Origin of the sequence: Amycolatopsis heterodermiae (assembly GCF_034929455.1) — a bacterium.
GTDB lineage: Bacteria > Actinomycetota > Actinomycetes > Mycobacteriales > Pseudonocardiaceae > Amycolatopsis > Amycolatopsis heterodermiae.
Window position 1 is genome coordinate 162,309 of sequence record NZ_JAYFSI010000003.1, and the last position, 19,092, is coordinate 181,400.

A 19,092-nucleotide genomic window follows, 5' to 3' on the forward strand; every position below is an offset into this window, starting at 1 on the left:
ACGTAATGTCGGTCGCATGACGATCACCCACGTGCAGTTCCTGACCCTGCCCGTCGCCGACCACGCCCGCGCGCGGGACTTCTACGTCGGGAAGCTCGGTTTCGAGGCGCTCGTCGACCGGCGCACGCCCGAGGGCGGCCACTTCGTCATGGTGGCCCCCCAGGGCGCGCAGACCGGCCTGGTGCTCACCGACCAGCAGGTCACCGGGATCGAGGCCGGGCCGCGGCACTTCCAGCTGCAGACCACCGACCTCGACGCGGACGTCGCCGCGCTGCGGGCGGCCGGGGTCGAGGTCGCCGAGCCGGAGGACCGGCCGTGGGGCCGGGCCACCTCGTTCCACGACGTCGACGGCCACGGTGTCGGCCTGCTCGAGGCGTCCGACTTCGGCAACTGGCCGCGCTGATGCCGGTCAACGACGACGTCTTCGCCGCGCTGGCCAGCCCCGCGCGCCGGGAGGTGCTGCGGCTGCTGCTCGACGGCCCGATGGCCGCGGGCGCGATCGCCGAGCGGTTCGCGATGGCCCGGCCCAGCCTCTCGGAACACCTTCGGGTGCTTCGGGAAGCGGGCCTGGTCGACGAGCAGCGGCAGGGCCGCAACCGCGTCTACCGGCTGGAAGCGGCCCCGCTTGAAGAGGTCGCGGACTGGCTCACGCCGTACGAACGCTTCTGGCGCAGCAAGCTCGCCAACCTGCGTGACCTGCTCGACGAGGAGGAGGACCTGTGACCGGCGACGACCCGACGGCCATCCACGTCGACCAGTTCCTCGCCCACCCGGCCCGCAAGGTGTGGCGCGCGCTCACCGAACCGGACCTGCTGGAGCGCTGGATAAACATGCCCAACGACATCAAACCCGTGGTGGGGCACCGGTTCGAGCTGCTGGCCGAGCCGGTGCCCGCGGCCGGGTTCGTCGGCGGTCCGGTGGCGTGCGAGGTCCTGGAGGTCGAGCCGGAACGCAAGCTCAGCATCCGCTGGGGTCCGCAGTGGACGGTCACCTGGCGGCTCGAACCCGAAGGCAGCGGCACCCGGCTCTTCCTCAGCCACGAGGGCTTCGATCCCGGCGACGAGTTCCAGCGGATGTCCCGGCGGATCATGGGCGGCGGCTGGCGCTCCCACGTGCCGCGCGCCCTCGCCCGGCTGCTGGACACCCTGCCCGGGTAGGCCCGGCTACCATCGGGTGGTGACCCCCGCCGCCGCTGACCCCCACGCGCCGAAGCCGCTGCGCGCGGACGCCCGGCGCAACCGGGCGCGCGTGCTGGACGCCGCCGAGACCGTGTTCGCCACCAAGGGCACCGGCGCGCCCACCGAAGAGGTCGCGCGCGCGGCCGGCGTCGGCATCGGCACCGTCTTCCGGCACTTCCCGACGAAGGAAGCGCTACTCGAAGCCGTGCTCTACAACCGGCTGCAGCGGTTCGTCGACGAGGCCGAAACCGTCGTCGCGGCGGACTCCGCCGACCCGGGTGGCGCCTTCTTCACGTTCCTGACCAGCTGGATCGAGATGTCCAGCGCGAAGAACGCCTACTTCGAAGCACTCACCGCGGCCGGGGTCACCGTGCCGAAGGCCGAGTCCGACGTCGGCGCCCGGCTGATCGAATCGCTGGGCGTGCTGCTCTCGCGGGCGCAGGGCGCCGGCGCGGTCCGCGGCGACCTCGTCGTCGGTGAGCTGATCACGGTGATCATCGGCACCGCGCGGGCCGCGGAGTACGCCGGCCCGGACGCGCGCCTGCGTGACCGGGCCGTGGCGATCCTCTTCGACGGGCTGCGCCCGCGCGCGTCAGCGGGGGAGAGCCGCTGAGCCGACCGGCTCGAGCGTCGGCCGCTTCGCGGTCATGGTGTCCCCGGACGACTCGCCACGCAGGCGCCGGCGCACCCAGGGCACGGCGTGCTCCTGCGCCCACCGGAGGTTCTGGCTGCGCCGCTCGGCGGGGCTGAGCACCTCGCGCGGACCCAGTTCGGTCGCGGTCAGCGGGTGCGGCACGCCGAGGACGTCCAGCACCGCCATGGCGACCTCGGTGTGCCCGGATGCGTTGAGGTGCAGGCGGTCCGGGGCCCAGCGCCGCCGGTCGCGCAGCTGCCGCATGGCCCACATGTCCACCAGCAGCGCCCCGTGGCGGGCGGCGATGCCGCGGACGTTCTCGTTGTAGATCGCGACCCGGCCGCGGATCGTGCGGAACAGCGGGTCCTCGACCCCGTCGACCCCGGTGAACAGCACGAGCCGGGCCCCGGTCGCACGAATCCGGGCGACGGCGGCTTCGTAGGCGTCCGTCAGCGCGTCGACGTCGACCTTGGGCCGCATCAGGTCGTTGCCGCCCGCGTAGAGCGTCACGAGGTCGGGCCCCATCGCCAGGGCCGGCTCGAGCTGCTCGGCGAGCACCTGCCCCATCAGCTTCCCGCGGATGGCCAGGTTGGCGTACCGGAAGGCGGGTTCGCAGGCCGCGAGCTCCTCGGCGACGCGGTCGGCCCAGCCGCGCACACCGTTCGGAGCGGCCGGATCGTCGTCCCCGACGCCTTCGGTGAACGAGTCCCCCAGTGCCACTAAGCGCTTGCTCATGTGATCCAGTCTAAGCAGCGACGCCGGTCACTCTGCAGGGTGTTCCACCGGAGCGGATCCCTGCTCCTCGCGACGGCGCCGAGTCGGCCATGGACCCGGTTCCGCCCGTCGCGGAATCTCTGGCTCGGCGTCGGCGCGGGCCGGTACACGGGAAGCATGACGGCTTACGACGCGATCGCCGAGTGGTACGAGACGTCCTTCCTGGCCGGGCAGCGCGAAGATCCCCTCGCGATCCGGCCCGCCGTGCGAGAGCTGCTCGGACCGGGCGACGGGCCCTGCCTGGAGGTGGGCTGCGGGACCGGTGTCCACGCCGAGCTGATCCGGTCACTCGGCCGGACCCCGCTCGGGGTCGACGTCTCCGAAGGCATGCTGCGGTACGCGTCCGGGCGGCTGCCGGTCGCGCGCGGTGACGCCGTGGCCCTGCCGTTCGCTTCCGGGGCGCTGCCCGCCGTCGTGATCCGGCCCGGTTACCGGGAAGCCGGCTGGACGACGGCGTCGTGGACCGACCAGGGCCTGCGCGACAAGGTCGGCGCCGCGCACCTGCCGCTGCCCGAACTGCTGCACGCGGTCCTCGACGCGGGCCTGACGTTCGAGCGCTTCGCCGAGGGCGGCGAGCCCAGCCCGATGGTTCTGGCCTGGCGCGCGAAACAATCTCCGGGCCGGTTTGTCGAATCCGATCGCGCCCGGATGACGTCCTCGTGACGACACACGAGGGAGCTGGGCACCATGGGCAAGGAATTCGAAGTCGGGTTCGAAGGCACGCTGGCCGCCACGCCGGCGGACTGCTGGCGCGCGATCACCGTGGACGCCGGGAGCTGGTCGTGGCCCATCCGGTACGAGCCGCGCGTCGGCGGGCGGGAGACCGGGCTGACGTTCTACGGCGGCGAGGTCACCGTGTGGGAACCGGGGGAGCGCTTCGCGACCCGTTGCGAGAAGGACGGCTGGTTCAACCAGCTCGACTACACCTTCGAACGCCGCGGCGACGGCACCCACCTGAAGTTCGTGCACCGCGGCGTGTTCCTCGAGGACTGGGACACCAACTACGACGCCTGCCGCCGGCACACCGCGTTCTACTACCACTCGCTCGGCGAGTACCTGAAGCACTTCAACGGCCGCCCCGTCGAATACGCGATGACCGAGGCTCCCGCGTCGTCCGCGAGCCCGGACGGCTTCACCAAGCTGAAGAAGGCGCTCGGCGTGCCCGGTGACGTCTGCGTCGGAGACCACGTGACCGACCTCGACGGCGTCGTCGACTACGTGACGCCGACGTTCCTCGGCGTCCGGACCGCGGACGCGCTCTACCGCTTCTACGGCCGCAACGCCTTCGGCTGGCCGATCGGCGTGGGACGGCACCTCTTCGGCGGCACCGACGTCCGTGACTGGGAGACGTGGCTGGCGCAGGTGTTCGGCTAAGCCGTGACCTGACGGGCGCGGTGGTCGGCGACGTGGACGCGGGTCGCGCAGCGCGTCGAGCAGAACCGGCGGCGGCCGTTGCGAGACGTGTCCACGTACGCCGTTTCGCAACCCTCGCGGCCGCAGATGCCCAGGCGGTCCGGCGCCTCGCACACCAGGTGGGCCAGACCGCCGGAGGTGTAGGCGCGGACGCGGCCGACCGGGCCGGCGTCCTCTTCGGAGTAGTGCAGGTGGGGCGGTTTGCCGTCGTGGCTGGTGATGTACGGCCGGCACGCCGACTCCGCGAGCAGCTCGTTGACCAGGCCGACGCGCTCGGCGGGTGTCGCGGCGAACACCGGGCGCAGGCGGGCGGCCCAGGCGCCGATGCGCGTGGCCTCGTCGCCGGTCAGCGCGGTGATGGACATGCCGTTGCGGACCATCGCGTCGACCAGCTCGCCCGCCGGCCCCGTGTTGACCAGGTCGGCGGCGACCTGCGCGGCCGGGCCGCCGTAAGGGTTGAAGTGCACTAAGTCATTACAGCACGATCGGGGCATGGACATCCACCGCTGCCCCCGCTGCGGCTGGCCGCTCGCCGAACTGCCCGCGGCCCAGCCCGTTTCCCGCCGGCTCGAGTACGTGCGCTGCGTCTGCGGCAGCTGGCTCGCCCGCCTCGACGGCCAGGTCGTCGGCGCGACGAAAGGGCAGCTGACCCGGTGAATCAGAGGTCGAGCACGCCCGCGGCGTTGTCGTCCCACTGGTCGACGCGGCGGATGTACTCGTACAGCGCGCGGCTGCCGCGCACCCAGCGGCCCTGGTCGGCGATCGCGAGGTCGTCGGCCCCGGCCCGGCGCGCCTCGGTGGCAAACCCGGACCGCAGGGAGTGCCCGGTTACCGGGTACGGCAGGCCGGCGCGGACGCCGGCCCGGGTGAGGATCTGGTTGACGCCGGTCGTGCTCAGCGCCGGCACGCCGACGTTGCCGTGCCGGTCGACCCGGCGGAACGCCGGCCCCTCGCTGATCCCGGCACCCGAGCGCCACGCGTGCCACGCCCGGACGGGATCGGTGTCCGGGCTTTCCCGGCGTGGCACGACCATGTCACCGGTGCTCTTGCCGTGCCGCACGGTCACCGACAGGCCCCGGTCGTCGACCGGCTCGACGTCGGTGACCAGCAGGTTCGCCAGGTCGGAGCACCGCGCGGCGATCGGGAACCCGATCAGCAGCATCGCCCGGTCACGCGCACCGGCCAGGGTGTCCGGGCAGGCCCGCGACATCGCCCGCAGATCAGCCAACGTCACCATGGTGGCCTTGCCGCGGCCGAGTTTGACGCCTTCCCGCGCGAGCCGCTGCCGATAGCCCTTCAACGCCCGCCAAGCCGCGCGGCTCGCCTCGGTGTCGATGACGACCTTGTGGTGCCGCAGCCCGGCGAGAGCGCCGGTCAGCCGCCGTTCGATCGTCGACGGCGCCGCCGGGGCCGCCCGCTCGGGCACCTCGGGCACGGCGCGTTCGTCCGGGCGCAACGTCCGCCCGCGTTCGAGCCACACGACGAACCCGGTCAGCGCGCCGATCGACGCCGACAGCGGCGGGATCCCGGTCTCGGCGGTGTAGTCCTGCCACACCTGCCAGTCCTGCGCGTACGCCTTGAGCGTGTTGGGCGGCCGCTGCCCGTCGACGTGCCGCGCGGCGGCCTCGTCCAGCAGCGCGAGCCGGTCTTCCGGGCTCGCGGCGGCCAGGGCCGCGTCGGTCACCGGTTCCAGGTCGCCAGGCACGCGCCGAGGTTACGGGATGTCGATCTCCGCGGGCAGGAACCCGCCCAGGGCGTCGGCCACCGCTTCGGGGCATTCGAGCGTCTGGATGTGTGGCGCGCCGGGCAGCACCTCGAACCGCGCCCCACTCCCGATCCGGGCGGCGATGGCGGCCATGCCGTCGACCGGGATCGACGCGTCCGCGCCGCCGGCGACCGCCAGCGCGGGCGCCGGGAAGCCGCGAAGGCGTTCGTAGACGTCGAGGCCGCCGTAACCGCGCCAGATCGACGCCCAGGTGGCCGGATCGAACGAGGCGACGCACTTACGGGCGTACCGCACGCCTTCGGTGTCGGCGGCGAGTGCGGCCGAAGTGAACCAGCGCTCCAGGGTCGGTTCGACCAGCGTGGCCATGCCTTCGGGTTCGGCGATCCGGGCCCGCTGTTCGAAAGCCTCGGGCACGGGCCGGTCGGGCGCGGCCATCAGCGTCAGCGACGCGAACCGCCCGGGTGCGGCGACCGCGGCGGCCTGCGCGATCGCCCCACCCAGCGACAGCCCGGCGACGTGCGCGGTCTCCAGTTCGAGCGCGTCCAGCACGGCCACCAGGTCGGCAGCGGTGGCGGTCGTCGTGAACGGCTTCGGCGCGTCGGACGCCGTCCCGTGGCCGCGGACGTCGTAGGCGAACACCCGGCGCCCCTCGGCGAGCCGGTCGAGCACCGGGTCCCACATCCGCCGGTCCAGGCCGAGGGAGTGCACCAGCAGCACGGCGGGCCCCCGCGTGCCGCGGACGGTCACCGTCGTTTCGTGGTCGGAAGCGTGAATCCTCATGCCATGATCCTGCCGTGACGCACTACCTGCTCAGCATCTACCAGCCCGACGGCCCGACCCCTCCGCCCGAGGTACTGGCCGAGGTCACCAAGAAGCTCGACGCGCTCAACGCCGATCTCAAGGCCGCCGGGGCGTGGGTGTTCGCCGGGGGACTGCACCCGCCGTCGTCCGCCACCGTGGTGCGGGCCGGGGAGCCCCTGTTCACCGACGGGCCCTTCACCGAAGGGCGGGAACACCTCGGCGGGTTCACCATCATCACCGCGCCCGACCTCGACGCCGCCCTCGTGTGGGGTCGCCGGCTCGCCGACGCCGTCGCGCCGCTGCCCGTCGAGGTGCGGCCCTTCAACGACGGCGCATGAGCGTCGAACGCGTCTTCACCGAGGAGTACGGCCGGGCGGTTTCCGTGCTGGTGCGGGTCTTCGGGAGCATCGACGTCGCCGAGGAAGCCGTCCAGGACGCGTTCGCCGAGGCCGTCCGGCGCTGGCCGGACACCGGCGTGCCGCCGAGCCCGGCCGGCTGGATCATCACCACCGCCCGCAACCGGGCCATCGACCGGCTGCGCCGCGAGGCCGCGCGTGAGGACAAGCACGCCCAGGCCGCGCTGCTGCAGGCCGAGGCCGAACCGGTCGAGGAGGGCGCCGTCCCCGACGACCGGCTCCGGCTGATCTTCACCTGCTGCCACCCGGCGCTGGCCCGCGCCAGTCAGGTCGCGCTGACCCTGCGGCTGCTCGGCGGCCTGACCACCGCCGAGATCGCGAGTGCGTTCCTGGTCGGCGAACCGACGATGGCCCAGCGCATCGTCCGCGCGAAGAACAAGATCCGCGACGCGGGCATCCCGTACCGCGTCCCCCAGGACGCCGACCTGCCCGACCGGTTGTCGGCGGTGCTCGCCGTGCTCTACCTGATCTTCACCGAGGGCTACACGGCCAGCGCCGGCGACGAGCTGGTCCGCGAAGACCTGTGCCATGAAGCGATCCGCCTCACCCGGGCGCTGAACGGCCTGATGCCGGACGAACCCGAGGTCTGGGGCCTGCTCGCGCTGATGCTGCTCATCGACTCCCGGCGCGCCGCCCGCACCACCGCCGACGGCGACCTCGTCCTCCTCGGCGACCAGGACCGCTCCCGGTGGGACGCCGGCCTGGTCGCCGAGGGGCAGGAGATCGTCCGCCGCTGCCTGCGTCGCAACCAGCCGGGCCCGTACCAGGTCCAGGCGGCGATCAACGCCGTGCACAGCGACGCCCCCACGGACTGGGCGCAGGTCAAGCAGCTCTACGACCAGCTCCTCGCGCTCACCCCGACCCCGGTGGTGGCGCTGAACCGGGCGGTCGCCGTCGCCGAGGTCGACGGGCCCGCCGACGCGCTGGCCCTGGTCGACGCGCTCGACCTCGCCGCGTTCCCCCTGTTCTACGCGATCCGCGCGGACCTGCTCGACCGCGTGGGCCGGACCGAGGACGCGGTCGCGGCGTACACGACGGCGATCGAACTGACCGGCAACACCGCGGAAAAGGCGCTGCTGGAACGGAAACGGGCTCAGGCGGCGGCTACACCCCAGAGGTGACCCCGCGGGTCACGGAAACGGCGGCCGGCCCACGGCCGTCGTCACCAGCTCCAGCCGCGTTCGGCGGGCGGGGTCCAGACGTTCGCCTTCTGCAGGTACGGGAAGACCTCGCCCATCAGCTGGATCTGCTCGGCGTCGTACATCACCGGCAGGAACATGAACCCGCGGACGCCGGTCTCGCGGTGCAGGTCCAGCAGCTGCTCGGCGACCGTCTCCGGCGAGCCGACCAGTACCTTGCTGCCGCAGGCCAAGCCGAGCGTGCGGGCGATGTCGTCGAACTCGCCTTCGTAGTTCTCCTGGTAGGTCTCGCTGCCGCCCATCAGCTCGGTCGCGATGTCGCGCGCGGCCCCCATGTCGAGCGAGTCGCGGACCCACGCGAACTTCTCCTGGGCGTCGGCGTCGGTCTTGCCGAGCAGCACACCGACGGCACCGGCCATGTTGACGTCCACCGGGGACCGCCCGGCCGCTTCGGTCCGTTCGGCGAGCGAGTCGACGGTCTTGCGGACCTTCGAGTAGTCGTCGGGCAGCGGGGTGAAGGCGAAGTCGCAGGTGCTCGCGATCAGCTCCTGCCCGGCCGCCGACACCCCGGCGTTGAACAGGCACGGCCACGGCTGCTGCTCGATGTGCGGGCCGATCAGGCTGCCGCGCAGGTCGTGGTACTCGCCGTGGAACTCGACGTGCTCACCGCGCGCGGCCCACAGCGTCTTGACCGCTTCGACGGCCTCGGTGGTGATCTTGTAGCGCAGGTCGTGGTCGGTGTCGGTCGGCGCGCCGAGCAGCTCGGCCTCCGGCGTCTTCCAGCCGGGCACGATGTTCCAGCCCCAGCGGCCGCCGCTGAGCGCGTCCAGGTTGGCGCCGAGGCGGGCGATGACACCGGGGGAGAGGTAGCGGGTGTGCATGGTGGTGACGACGCCGATGTGCTGCGTCGCGGCCATCACGACCGGCGCGTAGATCGGCGCCGAGATGTGCGGCTGGGCGTGCCCGATGCGGGCGCTGTTCTCGCCGTGGGTGATGTAGCCGTCGGCGAAGAACACGTAGTCCATGCCGATGTCTTCGACCCGCCGGGCCAGGTCCATCTGGGTGGCCGGGTCGAGCGAGTCCGGGTTGCGGTCGGCGACCGCCTTGGACGTCGCGGTGGGGGTCGGCGAGCTGAGCCACATGAAGCCGAATCGCAGCTGCCCGTCGGGGAGGCGGTCCTTCGTGGTGCCACGGGACATGCGCATCTCCTATCGGATAGTTGTTCTTCTTTCAGGTCAACGGGAAACGCCGAAATCACTTGGCGTGGTCGAGATCCGCACGCAGATATTCGGCGGTGTGGGACTTCTTGTCCTTGAGCAGCTTCTCCGGAGTGCCCTCGAACAGCACCCGGCCGCCGTGGCGCCCCGCTTCCGGGCCCAGGTCGATCACCCAGTCCGCGTGCTTGACGACGTCGAGGTCGTGCTCGATCACCACGACCGTGTTGCCGCCGTCCACGAGCCGGTCGAGCAGGTCCAGCAGGTGCCCGATGTCGGCCATGTGCAGGCCGGTGGTCGGTTCGTCGAACAGGTACACGTTGCCGGTCTCGCGCAGCCGGTGCGCGAGCTTGACGCGCTGCCGTTCACCGCCGGACAACGTCGACAGCGGCTGCCCCAGCGTCAGGTACGAGAGGCCGACCTCGGTCAGCAGCTCCAGCTTCTTCGTGATCGGCTCTTCGGCGAAGTACTCGAGGGCTTCCTCGACGGTCAGCGCCAAGACGTCGACGATGTTCTTGCCCCGCAACGTCTTGTCCAGCACCTCGGGCCGGTACCGCCGGCCTTCGCAGGCCTCGCAGATCGTCGTCACCGGGTCCATGTAGGCCAGGTCGGTCTCGATGACCCCGCGGCCCTTGCACTCCGGGCAGCCGCCTTCGGAGTTGAAGCTGAACAGCCCCGGCTGCGCGTCGTTGGCCTCGGCGAACAGCTTCCGGATCACGTCCATGACGTCCAGGTAGGTTGCCGGCGTCGATCGCGTCGAAACCCCGATGGCCGACTGGTCGATCATCACCGCGTCCGGGTGCTGCCGGCGCAGCGAGCCCGAGATCAGCGTGCTCTTGCCCGAGCCCGCCACCCCGGTGACCACCGTGAGCACGCCGGTGGGCACGTCGACCGACACGTCGTGCAGGTTGTGCAGGTCGGCCTTCCGGATCGGCAGCTGCCCGGTCGGCTCGCGGAAACCCTCCTTGAGGCCCGGGATGTGCGTCAGGCACTTGCCGGTGAGCGTCGACGCGCGGCGCAGTTGCTTGACCGTGCCCTCGAACACGACCTCGCCGCCGTGCGTGCCGGCGCCCGGGCCCATGTCGACGACGTGGTCGGCGATGTCGATGACGTCGCGGTCGTGCTCGACGACCAGCACCGTGTTGCCCTTGTCCCGCAGCGCGCACAGCAGCTCGTTGAGCCGGTGCACGTCACGCGGGTGCAGTCCGACGCTCGGCTCGTCGAAGACGTACGTCAGGTCGGTGAGGCTGCTGCCCAGGTGCTTGACCGTCTTGAGCCGCTGGCCCTCGCCGCCCGACAACGTCGAGGTCTCGCGGTCGAGACTGAGGTAACCCAGCCCGATCGACTCGACGCGCTCCAGCGCCGCGAGCGCGCCCGCCAGCACCGACTTCGCCGCCGGGATCTCGATCGCCTTCAGCTCGGCGATCAGCTCGCTGACCTCCAGCGCGCAGTGGTCGGCGATGTTCTTGCCGTTGATCTTCGACGCCAGCGCCGCCTTGTTCAGCCGGCCGCCCTTGCAGACGGCGCACGGGCCGGCGACGACGATCTTCTCCACCTCGCGGCGGTCGCGTTCCTTGAGCGTGTCCAGGCCGTTCTTGAGGTAACGGCGGTTGAGCTTGACGACGACGCCCTCGTACTCGTTCGAATAGTTCTGCCGCTTGCCCGAGCGGTCCACCCGGAACCCGCCGCCGTGCAGCAGCAGCTCCCATTCCTTCTTGGTGAACTTCTTCAGCGGTTTGTCCGGATCGAACAGCCCGGACTGCGCGTACAGCTGCCACATGTAGGTGCCGATGGCGAACAGCGGCGAGTCGAGCGCGCCCTCGTTCAGCGTCTTGTCGTAGTCGATCAGCAGGTCCAGGTCCAGCTTGGTGGTCTTGCCCAGGCCCTGGCACTCCTCGCACATGCCCTGCGGGTCGTTGAACGAGTAGAGGTTGGACGACCCCGCGCTCGGCTTGCCGTAGCGGGAGAACAGCACGCGCAGCATCGCGTGGATCTCGCTCATCGTGCCGACCGTGGATCGGGCGTTGCCGCCGATCGGCTTCTGGTCCACCACGATCGCCGTCGACAGGTTCGACATCCGTTCCGCGCGCGGGCGTTCGTGCTTGGGCAGCCGGTTGCGGATGAACCAGCTGAAGGTCTCGCTGAGCTGCCGCTGGGACTCGACCGCGATCGTGTCGAACACGATCGACGATTTCCCCGAGCCCGACACGCCCGTGAACACGGTGATCTCCCCTTTGGGGATGCAGAGCGAGACGTTCTTCAGGTTGTTCTCGCAGGCACCTTCGAGCACGATGTGGCCGCCGGTGCGCCGTGTCTGCTGGTTGGCCATGACCTGCGCCTCCTCGTCCCGGGGCCGAAGCCGCGTGACCCGGTGGTCGACCGGACGATTGGTTGCCTTCCGGCAATCACTTTACCATCCCGAGTCCTTCGCGGCAGGGCCCGGACGACCGGCCGCAGGCCGGGACCGGCGCATGGCCTGCGGGCGAACGGAAGGTGATATCCTCTGATCTTCCGATTGCGGTGCGCTTTCCCGCGAAAGCGGAGGTGGGTTATGACCAAGTTCCACGGTTCCCCGACCGCTCCGCCGGGCCCGCCCGGTGAACTCGAGAACGCGTTGTCCTACCTGCAATGCGTGCTGGTGGCCCGGCGTACGCGCGCGACACCCGAGAAGATCACCTGGTCGCAGTACGACGTGCTCGAAACCCTGCGGATCCACGGCCCGATGACGCCTTCGGCGATCGGCGAGTCCCTGGGCATTTCGCGCCAGAGCACGTCCAAGGTGCTGCGCGTGCTCAAGGACCAGTTCCTGATCGAGCAGGCCTCCCGCGGCACCGACCGGCGTGAGCAGACGACCTCGCTGACCGCGGAGGGCGAGGAGTTCCTGATGCGGGCCGCGCAGGGCCGCCGGGAGACCGCCAAGGTCGCCGGCGTGGCGCTGACCTCGGGCGAAGCCCAGATCTTCGCCGAGCTCTGCCAGAAGGTCGCCGACGCCCTGCACTCCACACCCCAGCCTTTCCCGCTTCGCGACGTCTGAGCCGCGCGGTCACGCCTGGCCCCCAGACGCTCACATCGCGTTGCGGTTTCCCTGCTGCTCAGCGGCCCAAACGTGCCCGCTGCCGCCGTCACCCGGTGTGCACGCGGGCGCGTCCCGGGCTGCTTGGAGCCCGCCTCCGCCGATCGGCCCAACGCGCACCGCTGTCCGTCGTCAATCCACTATGGATCCCCGCGTCCGGGTTGCGGGCGCCACGGCTGCCGGTACGGTACGCGCGCGAAATGAAATGATTGTTTTCCTATTATCCGGTAAACGATTTCAGGCGTGAATATCGACGCTGGGTGATCTCAGGATTTCCTTGGCCGAAGTCGCGTACGGTCACATTTTTTCTTGCGGGCGCACGCAGTTTTGCGCCGGGTTGACAGTCTTCGGAGCCCTTTGCATACTGGTTGCTGAAAAGAAATCATCTCGCCTGAATTGATCATTGCCGCCAGTGAGTGAGTGCGGCGAAGGCGATCGCCATCGGCACCGAACAGGGGGATCCATGCCCGTCGACGGAAACCCGGCCGTGCCCGGACTCGTGCTGCCGCGGCTGTTCGAACGCGCCGCCGCGGACCATCCACATCGGACGGCACTGAGCGGCGACGGCCCCGAGGTGTCCTATGCGGACCTCAACACCCGCGCCAACCGCCTGGCCCGGACGCTGCGCCTGATGCAGGTGCGCGACGGCGCCCCGGCCGGCCTCTACCTGGACCGCTCGGCCGACCTGGTCGTGACGCTGCTCGCCGTGCTCAAGGCAGGCGGCTGCGTCGTCCCGCTCAACCCGGCCTACCCGGCCAAGATGATCCGCCACATCGTCGAGGAGACCGGCCTGCGCACGGTCGTCCACCAGGGACAGTCGTCGCTGGCCGAGGCGGACCTGCCGGTGCGGCAGGCGCACGTCGCCGACCTGCTGGCGGAAAGCGCTTCACGCGAGGACGGCAACCTGCCCGCGGCGCCGGCCGCCGAGGACGACGCGTTCGTCCTGTTCACCTCCGGCTCCACCGGCCGGCCCAAGGGCGTCCGGCTCGCCCACCGCGGCCTCGCCCGGCTCGCGGTCGCGGACCCGAAGCTGACGATCACGCCGGACGACTGCCTGGTGCAGCTGGCCGCGTTCTCCTTCGCCGCGTCCGGCAACGAGTTCTGGCTGAGCCTGCTCAACGGCGCCGAGCTCGTCCTGCTGCCGCCCGGGCTGCCGTCGCTGTCCGACCTGCGCGACGTGATCACCAAGCACGGCGTCAGCGTGCTGAGCCTGCCTTGTGGACTGTTCAACCTCTTGGTCGACAACGAACTCGACGCCCTGCGCGAGCTGCGGGTGATCATGGTCAGCGGCGACTTCCCGTCCCACGCGCACCTGGCGACGGCGGCCGAAAGCACCACCGCCGCGATCTTCAACGGCTACGGCTGCACCGAGAACTCCGCGATCTCCTCGCTGTACCCGATCACGCCCGAGGTCCGCGACCTCGACCGCGTCCCGGTCGGCAAGCCGCTGGCCGGCGTCACCATGGACGTGCTCGACCAGGACCTCAAGCCGTGCCCGCCCGGCGACGTCGGCGAGCTGTGCCTCGGCGGCACCGGCGTCGCCAACGGCTACCTGAACCTGCCGGACGCCCAGGCCGGGAAGTTCGTCGACGGCGGCACCCGCTACCGCACCGGCGACCTCGCCCGGCTCACCCCGGACGGCGACGTCGTCCTCGTCGGCCGGTCCGACAGTCTCGTGAAGATCCGCGGCTTCCGCGTCGAAACCAGCGCCGTCGAACTCGCCCTCAAGTCCTTCGACGACATCGAGCACGCCGTCGTCAAGGCGTTCGGGAACGAAGCGAACGAAAAGAGCCTCGTCGCGTTCTACACGACGTGGAGCGGGCAGGAAATCGGCACCGGCGAACTGATCGCGCAGCTCGCCGATTCCCTGCCGGAGCACATGATCCCGTCGGACTTCCGCGCGCTCGAAGCGATGCCGGCGAACCTCAACGGAAAGATCGACCGGGCCGCCCTGCACGACCCGCGAGCCCGGCCAGCAGAAGAAAAGGAGCAGCGCATGACGAACCCCCTGGAAACGGTCATTCTGCAGATGTGGCGCGAGATCATCGGCAGTGACGACTATTCGGTCACCGACCCGTTCGTCGGGCACGGCGGCAATTCCCTGCACTTCGTGAAGTTCGCCTCCGGGCTGCAGTCGGTCTTCGCGGTCGAGGTCCGGCCCGAGGACGTCTTCCGGCACGGCACCGTGCGCCAGCTCGCCGAACACGTCGAATCCCTGCGCACCGGCGCCGCCGCCAGGTGAGCGGCAGACCGAACCGACGCACGGGGGGCCGCGATGATCGGAGAGGTACTGACACCATGGAAAACCCACTCGAATCGGTGATCCGCCGGGCCCGCTCCGGCGTCACCGCTGACGGTGTGGCCGGCCACGAGCAGTTCGCCGGGCTGCTCAGTGCGCTGCTGGGGATCACGCTGGGGGCCGAGGACATCCGGCGCCACGAAGACCCCGCGGACCTGGCCCGGCACATCGACGACCTGCGCGGCGGCCCGCCCGGCCTCACCGCGACCCACGACAGCGGCCCGGCTCCCGCGTCCTACGGCCAGCGCGGCATCTGGTTCATCGACCAGTACTCGCCGCGCCCGGCGGCCTACAACGCGCCGTTCGTGTTCACCGTCAAGACCCCGCTGGACACCGGCGTGCTGCGCGAAAGCCTGTGCGCCGTCCTGGCCCGCCACGAGATCCTGCGCACCACGTTCTCCGCCGACGGCGGCGAGGTGCTCCAGCACGTCACCCCGGAACCGGCCTGCGACTTCTCGACCGTCGAGCTGGGTGCCGACCGGCTCCTGGACGACGTCGTCGCCGAAGTCGTCGACACCGAGTTCGACCTGGGGCACGGCCCGCTGGTCAAGGTGGTCTGCGCGGCCGAGCCGGACGGGCCTACGCACGTCGTCTGCAGCATCCACCACATCGTCTTCGACGCGGCCTCGGCCGGGGTGTTCCTCACCGAGTGGTTCACCCGCTACCACGCCGCACTCGCCGGGGACCCGTTCGACGAGGGCCCGGCCCGGCCGCAGTACCGCGACTTCGCCCGCCGCCAGCGGGAGACCGTCCGCGACGACAAGCTGAACGACCTGCTGGGGTACTGGGAAGAGCGGCTCGCCGGGCCGCTGCCACTGCTGGACCTGCCGACGGACCGGCCGCGGCCGCTGGAGCAGTCGCACCGCGGTGACATCGTCCGGTTCGACCTCCCGCCGGAGCTGACCGAGCGGGTCCGCGCCCTGGCCGCGGACGAGGGCGTCACGCTGTTCATGCTGCTGGAAGCGGCGTACGCGGCGTTCCTGCACCTGCACACGCGCCAGGACGACGTCCTCATCGGCAGCCCGGTCTCGCTGCGGGACCTGCCGGAGACGGCCGAGATGCTCGGCTACTTCGTCAACATGGTCGTCTTCCGCCACGGCGTGCGCGGCGACCTGCCGCTGCGGGAGCTGTACGCGCAGGCCGGCACCGAGGTCACGGAAGCCCTGCGGCACAAGGACGCGCCGTTCGAGAAGGTCATCGAGCGCGTCAACCCGCCCCGCAGCCCGAGCCACGCCCCGGTTTTCCAGACCATGTTCGTGCTGCCGGACTCCGACTGGGCGGCTCTCGACCGGCTCGGCCTGGACGCCGACCTGGACCTCTACGTCAGCCGCAGCTCGAAGTACGACCTTTCGCTGATCGTCGAGCAGGACGGCACGGCGCTACGCGGGGTGTTCGAGTACGACACGGCGTTGTTCGACCGCGAAACCGTCGAGGAGTTCGGTGACCGGTACGTCCGGCTGCTCGAAGCCCTCGTCGAGCACCCCGGCGGCACGGTCGGCGAGCTGGGCCTGCTGTCGGACGAGCAGGAACAGGAAGTCCTCGCGTGGTGCGCACCGCCGGCGGAGGACACCACCCGCCGCCCGGTCGCGGAGCTGTTCGAGTCGCAGGCCGCGGTCACGCCGGACGCGCCCGCGCTGGAGCACGGCGACCGCACACTCACTTACGGCGAGCTGAACGGCCGCGCCAACCGGCTGGCCCGTGACCTGCGCGCGAAGGGCGTCGGACGCGGTGACCGCGTCGGGATCCACGTCCCGCGCTCGCCGGAGATGATCGTGGCGCTGCTCGGCGCCCTGAAGGCGGGGGCCGCGTACGTGCCGGTCGACCCGTCGTACCCGGCCGAGCGGATCGAGTACATGCTCGAGGACTCCGGCGTCGCGCTGGTGCTGGAGACGGCGGAGCCCGAAGCCACCGACGAGTCGAACCTGGGGCGGCTGAAGAGCGGTGACGACGAGATCTACGTGATCTACACGTCGGGGTCCACCGGGCGCCCCAAGGGGGTCGTGCTCACCGAAGCCACCGTCACCAACCTCGTCGAGTACATGCGGCGGACGTCGCCGATCGGTGCGACCGGGCGGACGCTGCAGTACATGACGTTGTCCTTCGACGTCTCGGTGATGGAGATCCTGGGGACGCTCTGCGCCGGCGGCACGCTCGTGCTGATCGACGAAGACCTGCAGAAGGACCTGCACCGGCTCAGCGGCTTCCTGCGCGAGCACCGGATCTCCCGGACCTACCTGCCCTACGTCGCCGTGCAGCAGCTGGCCGCCGTCGCCGAGGACAAGCCGTTCCCCGACCTGGCCGAGGTCGCCTCCGTCGGCGAGCAGCTGGTGATCACCCCGCAGATCCGCGCGTTCTTCGCACGTCGGCCCGAGATCCGGTTCCTGAACATGTACGGGCCGTCCGAGACGCACCTGGCGTCCGCACACGAGCTGAGCGGCGACCCGGCCGGCTGGCCCGAGGCGCCGTCGATCGGCGGCCCGATCGGGGGCCTGTCGATGCTGGCCCTCGACGACGGCGGCCGGCTCGTCCCGCCCGGCGTGCCGGGGGAGCTGTACCTCGGCGGCGACCTGCTCTCGCCCGGTTACCACGGGCTGCCCGAGCAGACCCGCGAACGGTTCGCGGAGACGCCGTTCGGGCGCCTCTACCGCACCGGCGACCTGGTCCGCTACGACCGCCACGGCGAGTTCGACTACCTCGGCCGCGCCGACACCCAGATCAAGATCCGCGGCTACCGCGTCGAACCGGCCGAGGTCGAGGCGGCGCTGAACGCGCTGCCCGAGGTCAGCGCGTCCGCCGTGGCCGCGGTGACGTTCGGCGCCGGCGACCGCCGCCTGGTCGGCTACCTCGTCACCGAACGGGAGCCCGACCCGGTGCAGGTGCGTGCCGCGCTGTCCGGATCACTGCCGGACTACCTGGTGCCGTCCCACTTCGTGCGGCTCGCCGGCCTTCCGATCGCGCCCAGCGGCAAGATCGACCGCAAGGCCCTGCCGGACCTGTTCGACGCGGGTACGACAACCACGTCCCGGCCGCCCGAAACCCCGACCGAGCAGGCGATCGCCGAAGCGTGGACCGACCTGCTGGGCACCGGCAGTGTCGGGCTGGACGAGGACTTCTTCGCCGCGGGCGGGCATTCGATCCTCGCCACCGAGCTGATGTACCGGCTGCGCAAGCGGTTCGACGTCGACGTGCCGCTGCGGGTGCTGTTCGACAACCCGACCGTCGGCGGCATGGCCACGCGCATCGACGCGCTGCGGTCCGGGGAGGACACCGGCGACCGCGTCGACCTGCGGGCCGACGTCCGGCTGCCCGACCACATCCTCGTGCCCGACGGCGCCCCCGTGGCGACCGCCGGGGACGTCCTGCTCACCGGCGCGACCGGCTTCCTGGGGATCCACCTGCTGCGCGAGCTGCTGGCCGAGACCACCGACCGGGTCCACTGCCTGGTCCGGGCCACCGACGCCGAAGCCGCGTGGGAGCGGATCGCCGCGACGGCCGACCGCTACGGCATCGGGAAGTTCCTCGACCGCGACCGCATCACGGTCGTGGCGGGTGACCTGGCCGCCGACCGCCTGGGACTGTCCGAAACGGACTACGACGACCTCGCGCACCGCGTCGGCACGATCCACCACACGGCGGCGCACATCAACTTCGTCGCGCCGTACGCCTCGGTCAAACAGGCCAATGTGGACGGCCTGGCCAGGATCGTCGAGTTCGCCGCGGCCGGGCCGGTCAAGCCCGTGCACTACACCTCCACCGTGGCGGTGTTCTCACCGAAGCCGCGGCCCGCGGCGATCATCGAGGACGACGTTCCGGACGACTCGGACGACCTGACGATCGGCTACACCCAGAGCAAGTGGGTCGCCGAAGAGGTCGCGCGGCTGGCCCGCGACCGCGGGGTGCCGGTGGCGATCTACCGCATCGGCCGGATCGCCGGCGACAGCGAGACCGGCGCGCTGCAGTCCGAGGACTTCCTCTGGCGGCAGGTCAAGAGCTTCCTCGAACTCGGTGTCGTCCCGCCGCCCGAGGAGCACGACACCGACCTCCTGCCGGTCGACTTCGTCGGCCGCGCGCTGGTCCGGCTGGCGAAGGCCCGCCCCGCCGGAAACGACACCTGGCACCTGTTCAACCCGGGCATCAAGACCTTCGACGTCGTCTACCGGGCCATTCGCGAGCTGGGGTATTCACTGCGCGAAATCCCGGTCGCCGAGTGGCGCGCCGCGCTGGCCGACGGCGACAACCCGTTGTCCGCGATGGCCCCGCTCTACCAGGAGGGGGCGCTCGACATCGGCGACAACGTCTACGGCAACGAGCGCACCGGGCGCGAGCTCGCCCGGCTGGGCCTGCGCTGGCCGGAGATCACCCCGGCCGTGTTCACGAAAATGATCGGCTATTTCCGTGAAACGGGCGAATTCACCGGCTGACGCC

The 19,092-nt window shown here is 71.1% G+C and carries 18 protein-coding genes; 12 read left to right on the top strand and 6 right to left on the bottom strand.

Translation table 11 applies throughout. From position 1 onward, the window contains the following. The first annotated feature begins 16 nt into the window (after nt 1-16). Genes VA596_RS16640 through VA596_RS16655 form a run of 4 tightly spaced genes read left to right on the top strand, consistent with a single transcriptional unit; the run spans nt 17 to nt 1,791 of the window. The gene (locus VA596_RS16640) at nt 17-403 is read left to right on the top strand and encodes a VOC family protein (RefSeq protein ID WP_323328047.1); all 387 of its coding nucleotides are present in this window, start codon (nt 17-19) and stop codon (nt 401-403) included. Beyond that, on the top strand, nt 403-723 hold the full coding sequence (locus VA596_RS16645; protein WP_323328049.1) for a metalloregulator ArsR/SmtB family transcription factor: 321 nt from the start codon (nt 403-405) through the stop codon (nt 721-723). Before VA596_RS16640 ends, VA596_RS16645 begins: the two co-directional genes overlap by 1 nt. After that, nucleotides 720-1,157 (top strand): SRPBCC family protein, encoded by a 438-nt coding sequence (locus VA596_RS16650; protein ID WP_323328051.1) that lies wholly within the window; start codon nt 720-722, stop codon nt 1,155-1,157. The genes VA596_RS16645 and VA596_RS16650 overlap by 4 nt, the downstream gene beginning before the upstream one ends. A gap of 19 nt (nt 1,158-1,176) precedes the next feature. Continuing rightward, complete coding sequence (locus VA596_RS16655) at nt 1,177-1,791, top strand: TetR/AcrR family transcriptional regulator (protein WP_323328053.1); 615 nt, start codon at nt 1,177-1,179, stop codon at nt 1,789-1,791. On the opposite strand, the gene VA596_RS16660 is transcribed toward VA596_RS16655, so the two are convergent. Beyond that, a complete protein-coding gene (locus tag VA596_RS16660; protein ID WP_323328056.1) occupies nt 1,771-2,547 on the bottom strand; it encodes an SGNH/GDSL hydrolase family protein in 777 nt (258 codons plus the stop codon). The two genes, VA596_RS16655 and VA596_RS16660, sit on opposite strands and share 21 nt — an antisense overlap. Before the next feature lie 156 nt (nt 2,548-2,703). On the opposite strand from VA596_RS16660, the gene VA596_RS16665 reads away from it, so the two are divergent. Both VA596_RS16665 and VA596_RS16670 read left to right on the top strand, forming a co-directional pair. After that, complete coding sequence (locus tag VA596_RS16665; protein WP_323328058.1) at nt 2,704-3,249, top strand: methyltransferase domain-containing protein; 546 nt, start codon at nt 2,704-2,706, stop codon at nt 3,247-3,249. A 24-nt stretch (nt 3,250-3,273) separates the two neighbouring features. Beyond that, complete coding sequence (locus VA596_RS16670) at nt 3,274-3,960, top strand: SRPBCC family protein (RefSeq protein ID WP_323328060.1); 687 nt, start codon at nt 3,274-3,276, stop codon at nt 3,958-3,960. On the opposite strand, the gene VA596_RS16675 is transcribed toward VA596_RS16670, so the two are convergent. Then, nucleotides 3,957-4,466 carry a CGNR zinc finger domain-containing protein gene (locus VA596_RS16675; protein ID WP_323328062.1) on the bottom strand — a complete coding sequence of 170 codons (510 nt, stop codon included), beginning with the start codon at nt 4,464-4,466 and terminating at the stop codon, nt 3,957-3,959. The genes VA596_RS16670 and VA596_RS16675 overlap by 4 nt on opposite strands. 25 nt (nt 4,467-4,491) lie before the next feature. Between VA596_RS16675 and VA596_RS16680 the strand changes: the two genes are divergently transcribed. Continuing rightward, complete coding sequence (locus VA596_RS16680) at nt 4,492-4,656, top strand: hypothetical protein (protein WP_323328064.1); 165 nt, start codon at nt 4,492-4,494, stop codon at nt 4,654-4,656. Nucleotide 4,657: 1 nt separating this feature from the next. Here VA596_RS16680 and VA596_RS16685 read toward each other — a convergent pair whose 3' ends face one another. Both VA596_RS16685 and VA596_RS16690 read right to left on the bottom strand, forming a co-directional pair. Next, entirely contained in the window at nt 4,658-5,704 is a 1,047-nt protein-coding gene (locus tag VA596_RS16685) for a site-specific integrase (protein WP_323328066.1), read from the bottom strand. Between the two features lie 9 nt (nt 5,705-5,713). Next, entirely contained in the window at nt 5,714-6,505 is a 792-nt protein-coding gene (locus VA596_RS16690) for an alpha/beta fold hydrolase (RefSeq protein ID WP_323328068.1), read from the bottom strand. A 14-nt stretch (nt 6,506-6,519) separates the two neighbouring features. On the opposite strand from VA596_RS16690, the gene VA596_RS16695 reads away from it, so the two are divergent. Then, a complete protein-coding gene (locus VA596_RS16695; RefSeq protein ID WP_323328070.1) occupies nt 6,520-6,864 on the top strand; it encodes a YciI family protein in 345 nt (114 codons plus the stop codon). Then, entirely contained in the window at nt 6,861-8,063 is a 1,203-nt protein-coding gene (locus tag VA596_RS16700) for an RNA polymerase sigma factor (RefSeq protein WP_323328072.1), read from the top strand. Before VA596_RS16695 ends, VA596_RS16700 begins: the two co-directional genes overlap by 4 nt. A 41-nt stretch (nt 8,064-8,104) precedes the next feature. Here VA596_RS16700 and VA596_RS16705 read toward each other — a convergent pair whose 3' ends face one another. Next, nucleotides 8,105-9,280: an LLM class flavin-dependent oxidoreductase gene (locus VA596_RS16705; RefSeq protein WP_323328074.1), complete on the bottom strand. Its 1,176-nt coding sequence runs from the start codon at nt 9,278-9,280 to the stop codon at nt 8,105-8,107. Between the two features lie 55 nt (nt 9,281-9,335). Beyond that, a complete protein-coding gene (locus tag VA596_RS16710; RefSeq protein ID WP_323328076.1) occupies nt 9,336-11,624 on the bottom strand; it encodes an excinuclease ABC subunit UvrA in 2,289 nt (762 codons plus the stop codon). Nucleotides 11,625-11,846: 222 nt separating this feature from the next. Here VA596_RS16710 and VA596_RS16715 point away from each other — a divergent pair, with 222 nt between their 5' ends. From VA596_RS16715 to VA596_RS16725, 3 genes are all read left to right on the top strand, one after another. Beyond that, on the top strand, nt 11,847-12,329 hold the full coding sequence (locus VA596_RS16715; RefSeq protein WP_323328078.1) for a MarR family winged helix-turn-helix transcriptional regulator: 483 nt from the start codon (nt 11,847-11,849) through the stop codon (nt 12,327-12,329). Between the two features lie 502 nt (nt 12,330-12,831). Beyond that, nucleotides 12,832-14,610 carry a non-ribosomal peptide synthetase gene (locus VA596_RS16720; protein WP_323328080.1) on the top strand — a complete coding sequence of 593 codons (1,779 nt, stop codon included), beginning with the start codon at nt 12,832-12,834 and terminating at the stop codon, nt 14,608-14,610. Between the two features lie 56 nt (nt 14,611-14,666). Continuing rightward, a complete protein-coding gene (locus VA596_RS16725) occupies nt 14,667-19,088 on the top strand; it encodes a non-ribosomal peptide synthetase family protein (protein ID WP_323328082.1) in 4,422 nt (1,473 codons plus the stop codon). Nucleotides 19,089-19,092: the final 4 nt, after the last annotated feature.

Coding starts and splice junctions, on each gene's coding strand:
- VA596_RS16705 (WP_323328074.1), bottom strand. CDS start 9,280: ATGTCCCGTGGCACCACGAAGGACCGCCTCCCCGACGGGCAGCTGCGA.
- VA596_RS16660 (WP_323328056.1), bottom strand. CDS start 2,547: ATGAGCAAGCGCTTAGTGGCACTGGGGGACTCGTTCACCGAAGGCGTC.
- VA596_RS16715 (WP_323328078.1), top strand. CDS start 11,847: ATGACCAAGTTCCACGGTTCCCCGACCGCTCCGCCGGGCCCGCCCGGT.
- VA596_RS16665 (WP_323328058.1), top strand. CDS start 2,704: ATGACGGCTTACGACGCGATCGCCGAGTGGTACGAGACGTCCTTCCTG.
- VA596_RS16690 (WP_323328068.1), bottom strand. CDS start 6,505: ATGAGGATTCACGCTTCCGACCACGAAACGACGGTGACCGTCCGCGGC.
- VA596_RS16645 (WP_323328049.1), top strand. CDS start 403: ATGCCGGTCAACGACGACGTCTTCGCCGCGCTGGCCAGCCCCGCGCGC.
- VA596_RS16670 (WP_323328060.1), top strand. CDS start 3,274: ATGGGCAAGGAATTCGAAGTCGGGTTCGAAGGCACGCTGGCCGCCACG.
- VA596_RS16725 (WP_323328082.1), top strand. CDS start 14,667: ATGGAAAACCCACTCGAATCGGTGATCCGCCGGGCCCGCTCCGGCGTC.
- VA596_RS16720 (WP_323328080.1), top strand. CDS start 12,832: ATGCCCGTCGACGGAAACCCGGCCGTGCCCGGACTCGTGCTGCCGCGG.
- VA596_RS16700 (WP_323328072.1), top strand. CDS start 6,861: ATGAGCGTCGAACGCGTCTTCACCGAGGAGTACGGCCGGGCGGTTTCC.
- VA596_RS16640 (WP_323328047.1), top strand. CDS start 17: ATGACGATCACCCACGTGCAGTTCCTGACCCTGCCCGTCGCCGACCAC.
- VA596_RS16680 (WP_323328064.1), top strand. CDS start 4,492: ATGGACATCCACCGCTGCCCCCGCTGCGGCTGGCCGCTCGCCGAACTG.
- VA596_RS16710 (WP_323328076.1), bottom strand. CDS start 11,624: ATGGCCAACCAGCAGACACGGCGCACCGGCGGCCACATCGTGCTCGAA.